The organism is Clostridium minihomine (assembly GCF_900240385.1).
Lineage (GTDB): Bacteria > Bacillota > Clostridia > Oscillospirales > Acutalibacteraceae > Faecalispora > Faecalispora minihomine.
Map to the genome: position 1 here is coordinate 282,032 of NZ_OEQH01000005.1, position 6,336 is coordinate 288,367.

General features: G+C 47.6%; 4 protein-coding genes. 1 reads left to right on the top strand and 3 read right to left on the bottom strand.

Annotation, left to right across the window (positions count from 1 at the left end; translation table 11 throughout):
• Positions 1–29 precede the first annotated feature (29 nt).
• Together trpS and C1A02_RS12695 are read right to left on the bottom strand one after the other, a co-directional pair.
• Positions 30–1,040, bottom strand: coding sequence for a tryptophan--tRNA ligase (gene trpS / locus C1A02_RS12690; RefSeq protein WP_101698598.1), 1,011 nt, complete (start codon positions 1,038–1,040; stop codon positions 30–32).
• Positions 1,041–1,065: 25 nt separating this feature from the next.
• Entirely contained in the window at positions 1,066–2,256 is a 1,191-nt protein-coding gene (locus tag C1A02_RS12695; RefSeq protein WP_101698599.1) for an aminotransferase-like domain-containing protein, read from the bottom strand.
• A gap of 188 nt (positions 2,257–2,444) precedes the next feature.
• On the opposite strand from C1A02_RS12695, the gene C1A02_RS12700 reads away from it, so the two are divergent.
• Positions 2,445–4,790: a SpoIIE family protein phosphatase gene (locus tag C1A02_RS12700; protein WP_243578014.1), complete on the top strand. Its 2,346-nt coding sequence runs from the start codon at positions 2,445–2,447 to the stop codon at positions 4,788–4,790.
• 181 nt (positions 4,791–4,971) lie between these two features.
• On the opposite strand, the gene metA is transcribed toward C1A02_RS12700, so the two are convergent.
• Complete coding sequence (gene metA, locus C1A02_RS12705; RefSeq protein ID WP_101698600.1) at positions 4,972–5,895, bottom strand: homoserine O-acetyltransferase MetA; 924 nt, start codon at positions 5,893–5,895, stop codon at positions 4,972–4,974.
• Between the last annotated feature and the right edge of the window lie 441 nt (positions 5,896–6,336).

Sequence of the window (6,336 nt, forward strand, 5' to 3'; positions counted from 1 at the left end):
CCTGGAATTCGGGGGGATTTCTGATTGTATTAAAACTTCTTGGGAAGAAACCCAATCTTTTTCATAACCTTATTTAAAGTGCGGATGGAAATAGAAAGTGCCTGCTGTGCGCCTTCGGTATAGCATTGTTCCAGATATTCTTTGTCAGAAATCAGCTGGCTGTACCGCTCTTGCACCGGGCGCAATTCTTCGATGACTGCTTCGGCTACCCGCACCTTAAAGTCGCCGTAGCCCTTTCCTTCAAATTCGACTTCAATTTGCTCGTTTGTCAGGCCGGTAATGCTGGAATAAATACCCATCAGGTTATTTACGCCTTCTTTTTCCGGTGCAAAATGAACTCTTGCTTCACTGTCGGTAATCGCACGCTTGAATTTACGCAGGATATCATCGGGTTTATCCAGAACAGCAATATAACTGTTTGCGTTTTCATCAGATTTGGACATCTTGCGGGTGGGCTCTTGCAAAGACATAATTTTAGCACCCACTTTTGGGATATAAGGTTCCGGAACCGTAAAGGTGGGGCTGTAGGCTCCGTTAAAACGTTCCGCAATATTGCGTGCCAGCTCCAGATGTTGTTTCTGATCTGCACCTACCGGAACCAAATCTGATTGGTACAGAAGGATATCTGCCGCCATCAGGCTGGGGTAAGTGAACAGCCCGGCGTTGATGTTGTCGGCGTGTTTGGCCGATTTATCTTTAAACTGAGTCATACGAGAGAGCTCGCCAAACTGGGTGTAACAGTTTAATATCCAAGCCAGTTCTGCGTGGGTATGCACTTGGCTTTGCAGAAAGAATGGATTTTTCTTCGGGTCGATTCCGCAGGCCAAGAACAAGGCATAAGCTTCCAGCGAATGGCGCCGGAAGGCGGCGGGATCTTGCCGTACGGTGATGGTGTGCAAATCTGCCAAAGCAAAAATGCAGCGGTAATCGTCCTGCATGGTGACCCAGTTTTTAATCGCCCCCAGATAATTCCCCAGTGTAATGGTTCCACTGGGCTGAACGGCGCTGAATATAACTTTTTTCGGTGTTGCTGTTTCCATAAAAAAGGGACTCCTATCTATCAAATTAATATAGCAGTTCTTTTGCGAGCTGCCCTAATTGTTCTATGCCTTGTGCTAATTGTTCGTCGGTGGGGGCGCTGTAATTGATGCGGAAGGATTGGCAAGGCTGACTTTCGTCCACTAAAAAGGCGTTGCCGGGCACTACGCAGACGTTTTTTTCCATAGCACGGCGGCAGAAATCCATCATGTCAATTTTTTCAGGAAGACTGCACCATAAAAACAGTCCGCCTTCAATGGGTTCCCAAGAAATGTCCGGGGCCAGATGCTGCTGGGCCAACTGGAGCAGAAGCTCTGCCTTTTTCCGGTAGATACCGCGAATCCTATCCAGATGCGCCTCAAAATTATAGTTTTTCAAAAATTCTTCGCAAATCAACTGAGACCAGATATTGGTATGCACATCTTCGCCTTGCTTGCACACCACCATCTTTTGAATGATAGGCTGGGGGGCCAGTGTGTACCCCACCCGCATTCCGGGGGAGATCACTTTCGAGAACGATCCGGCATAAATCACCAGGCCGTCTTCATCCAGCGCTTTTATCGGCGGAATTTCTTCCCCGGTAAACCGCAAATCACCGTAAGGGTTGTCTTCCAGAATCAAAACGCCGTACTGCTTTGCGAGGCGATACACTTCACGCCGCTTTTCTGCGCTCATAGTAATACCCGAGGGATTTTGAAAATTTGGAATCGTATATAGGAATTTGGCACGCGGCTCTTCGCGCAGGGCCTGTTCCAGCTTTTCCAGATGAATGCCGTCAGATTCCATTTCCACACCCCGCAGGCGCACCTGATAAGAGCGAAAGGAATTCAGCGAGCCAATAAAGCTGGGGGCTTCGCAGATGACAACATCACCGGGGTTGCAAAGTGCCTTGGTGGCCAAATCCATAACCTGCTGTGCGCCAGAGGTAATCAACAGGTCGTCAAATTCCCGTCCTGCGCCATGACGCTCCTTTAAATAAGAAGAAAGTCGATTCCGCAGGGGAAGGTAGCCTTCCGTCACATTATACTGTAAAGCGTCGATAGGGCGCTCTTGAAAAACATGGGCGGAAATTTCGGCAATTTCTTTGGCTGGGAAGGCTTCCGGCGCCGGATTCCCTACGGAAAGGGAGATCATTCCGGGGGTTCCGGCGGATTTTAAAATCTCCCGAATAGCGGAAGGTTTTAGATTTTTCACCCGATCTGAAAAGAAATATTCCATAAAAAGCGACCTTTCCGACTAAAAATCATTAAAAATAGTCTAGCACAAATTGGAAAAAGAATCAATTCAGCTTTGTTGCCTAAAACTACGGCATTTTATGCCAAAAAATAACAGCGAGTTATGACAATTCTGTAACTATACACAATGTATAATAAGTAGGACAAGCTAAATGGAAGTGGTGATGCGGAATGATGAAAGAAAAAGCGGTTGTGCGGCAAAGGCTGACCTTTGGCGAACTGCTTGAGACACCTGCAGCCAGAAAAATCATGGTTCAGGTGGTTTGCTTTGCGGTTGGATTTGCCTGTTCACGAGCGATTGTATTCGGAAGATATGCTCCTTTTGGCGTGGCGGCCGTTGGTGCTGTTCCTTTCGGGGGAATGTGGGGTATGGTGCTGGGGGTGCTGCTCGGTTATCTTTTGCCGACACCGGTTTTATTCCCCGTGCGGTATGTGGCGGCGGTTTTGGCGGCGGCAGCCATTCGCTGGACACTCAACGATTTAGTCAAGCTGCGGATGCATCCTTTTTTCGCTCCGCTGATTTCTTTTGCCCCGGTTTTAATGACGGGGCTTGCGATGGCCATGGTCAATGGGACCGATGCCAGCGGTGTGGCCATGTATGTGGCAGAATCACTTTTGGCAGCGGGCGGCGCTTATTTTTTGGTTCGCAGCGGCACGGTACTGCTTCGGGGCAAAGGAATTTCTTCGCTGAAGAATCAGGATTTGGCCTGTGTCACGCTATCTTTGGGAATTCTGGTGTTGGCTTTTTCGAATATTAAGCTGGGCGGAATTTCTTTGGGACATGTGATTGCGGTAATTGGTATTTTGTTTGCGGCCCGCTATGGCGGAGTCACGGGGGGCAGTGTGACCGGAATCGGTGCGGGTGTGATTCTCAGTCTGTCCACTGCCGGGGTCAGCTATCTTTCCGGAGCCTATGCGTTGGGCGGAATGATGGCAGGCGTATTTTCTCCTTTGGGCCGGTTGGTTTCGGCTTCGGCCTTTGTGGTGTCTAATGCGGTGGCGTCCCTTCAGGTGGGAAGCCGGGAGTCGGTTTTAATTGGTTTGTATGAAGTGATGGCGGCAACCGTCATTTATATGGTGTGGCCGAAAGACGTGGGCAGCCGGCTTTCTGCAGTTTTTACCCAGCCGGTGGATTTGCTGCACAGCGAAGGGCTGCGGCGTTCTGTGATTATGAAGCTGGACTATGCGGCCAAGGCATTGGAGAACATATCGGATTCCGTGGAAGAGGTATCCCGCAGATTGGACAAGTTCAGTGCGCCGGATATTAACGGAATCTATAGCAGGGTAATCGACAACACCTGCATTCGCTGCGGCCTGCGGGTTTATTGCTGGGAACGCAACTATAATGATACGATGCAGTCCTTTAATGATATTACCCAATTGCTTCGAAAAAACGGGAAAGTGACAAAAGATGATTTCTCTAAGCAGTTTTCTGAGCATTGCAGCCATATGGCAGAAATCGTAGAGAATATCAACCGGCAATATTCCGAGTTTTTAACCCGAGAAGCGGCAGAGCGGCGGGTATCGCAAGTTCGTGGGGTGGTGGCGGATCAGTTTGAAACCACTTCTCAGATGCTGAAAAACATGGCAGAGGAACTGGAACTGTTTGAGCGGTTTGACTTTACGGCTGCCCAGCGGATTAGTGAAGTGTTGAGTCAGGCCGGGATTATTCCCATTGATGTCAGCTGCCGGGTAGACCGGTATGATCGGATGACGGTGGAAGCGGAAGCGACTCAGGTAGACAAAACCAGACTGAATAAAGCAGAACTCACCCGGCAGATTTCTTATGTATGCGGGCGAACGTTTGAGGCCCCCTGTATCAGCGTGGCTCAGGGTAAATGCCGAATGCAGATGAGCGAACGCCCCGTTTACCGAATTCAGAGCGGATTTTTCCAGCATGTTGCCGGCAACGCACAGCTTTGCGGTGACAGTCAAGAGATGTTCTCTGATGGAAATGGCAGACAGATTGCCATTATCAGTGACGGCATGGGAACCGGAGGCCGGGCAGCGGTGGATGGCGCCATGGCTGCTGGGATTATGGCAAAGCTGATTAAAGCGGGAATAGGATTTGATTGTGCACTGAAAATCGTCAATTCGGCTTTGCTGGCCAAATCGGGGGATGAGTCCCTTGCAACTCTGGACGTAGCCGCCATCGATTTGTTTAATGGCAAAACAGAATTGATGAAAGCGGGAGCTACGGTTAGTGTCCTTCGCAAAAACGGCCGGGCGATTACCATTGATGCCCCTTCCTTGCCGGTGGGAATTTTAACGGAAGCCAAGTTCAGCAAAGAAACGGTTCGCTTGTCTGACGGTGATTTGCTGGTGATGTTCTCTGACGGTGTAGTCGCTTCGGGGGATGATTGGGTCAGAGAACTGATTACCGAATGGAAGGGAACGGTTCCCCAGGAGTTGGCGGAGAAGATTGTATCTCAGGCAATGAAACAGCGAAACGATGGCCATGACGACGACATTACTGTTTTGGTTATGGCGGTCAGCGAAACCAAAAAAGACCTTTGATTCTATTACATTATAGTCTTTCTTAAAATAGTATTGTGTGTTTGCGAAAGAACAGTGTGCGTTTGTGCTTATGAAAGGAAATCTATATTACATATAGAAAGAAACCCCTCGCTTGGCCGGTTGGCTAAGCGAGGGGTTTTGTCACACAATCAGAATAGGCAGCATATTATAATGGGTTACTTTAGGATTCGGACAAGTCCTTTAAATCGTAAGGAGTCTGCTGGTATACATAATAGTTCATCCAGTTAGAAAACAGCAGGCTGGCCCCGCTTCGCCAAGTGAGCTGGGGAATCATAGACGGGTCGTTGTTCGGAAAGTAATGTTCCGGCAGCTCCGGGAAGGTTCCCTTATTTTTATCGCGGTAATATTCGTTTGCCAGGGTTTCGCGGTCATATTCTGCGTGGCCTGTCACAAAAAATTGTCTTCCGTTCTTGTTGGCAATGATATGTGCCCCCGCTTCTTCCGAGTCGGCCAAGATAACCAAATCGTCGTGTTTTTTCACATCTTCCCGGTGAATATCGGTGTTTCGGGAATGGGGAGCAAAATAGATATCATCAAATCCGCGAAGCAGCGGATGCAGGGGAGCCATCACCTGATGCCGATAAATTCCAGAAAGTTTTTTTTGTAAGGTATATTTTGGAATCTGATAAAAATAATATAACGAGGCTTGTGCTCCCCAACAGATGCTCAGCAGGGAATACACATTTTTTCGGCTCCACGCAAAAATCTCGCAAAGTTCCGGCCAATAATCCACCTCTTCAAACTCCATCAGCTCGATGGGGGCCCCGGTGATGATCATGCCGTCAAACTTTTCGTCTTTCAATTCATCAAAGGTTTTATAAAAGGTATTGATGTGAGAGGAAGAAGTGTTTTTAGAAACGTGGCTTGCCATATGCATCAGTTCAACATCAACCTGCAAAGGGGAGTTACCCAAAAGGCGAAGCAGCTGAGTCTCGGTTTCAATCTTGGTAGGCATCAGGTTTAAGATGACAATTTTCAGTGGGCGAATGTCCTGAGCCATGGCACGTTCGTGAGTCATCACGAATATATTTTCGGATTCCAAGACTTCAATGGCCGGCAGCGATGTTTGAACTTTAATTGGCATAGCAAAGCCTCCTTCAGTAGAATGCTTTCCATTATAGCAAATGGGGACAGATTGTTCAAGAAAGGGGAATTTCCAGTTTTTTTAAAAAAAATGAAAAAAAGTGTTGACTTTACTTTCTGACCATGGTATTATAGCTAAGCCGTCGAGAGATGGGCACGAAAATTCGATAAGATGAACGAAAGTTTTTCGGAACGAAATCGTGAGTTCGTCGGAAATGACGAAAAAATGTCGAAAAAAAGAAAAGAAATGCTTGACAAGCGAAATTCGCTGTGATATAATACGAAGCATCTTCTTTACAAAACATTTTGACAGAAGACAGGACCTTGAAAATTAAACAACGAGAAAGACAAGAAGGAACCCGTAATTTTTGAGAGAAAACTTCTTGGAAACGAGAAGTGAGTACTTCCGGATATAAGAGCGTCTCGTAGCTCTATAAAAAGT

Excerpts from the sequence above, each read along its gene's own strand:
- metA (WP_101698600.1), bottom strand. The coding sequence starts at position 5,895 with ATGCCAATTAAAGTTCAAACATCGCTGCCGGCCATTGAAGTCTTGGAA.
- C1A02_RS12700 (WP_243578014.1), top strand. The coding sequence starts at position 2,445 with ATGATGAAAGAAAAAGCGGTTGTGCGGCAAAGGCTGACCTTTGGCGAA.
- C1A02_RS12695 (WP_101698599.1), bottom strand. The coding sequence starts at position 2,256 with ATGGAATATTTCTTTTCAGATCGGGTGAAAAATCTAAAACCTTCCGCT.
- trpS (WP_101698598.1), bottom strand. The coding sequence starts at position 1,040 with ATGGAAACAGCAACACCGAAAAAAGTTATATTCAGCGCCGTTCAGCCC.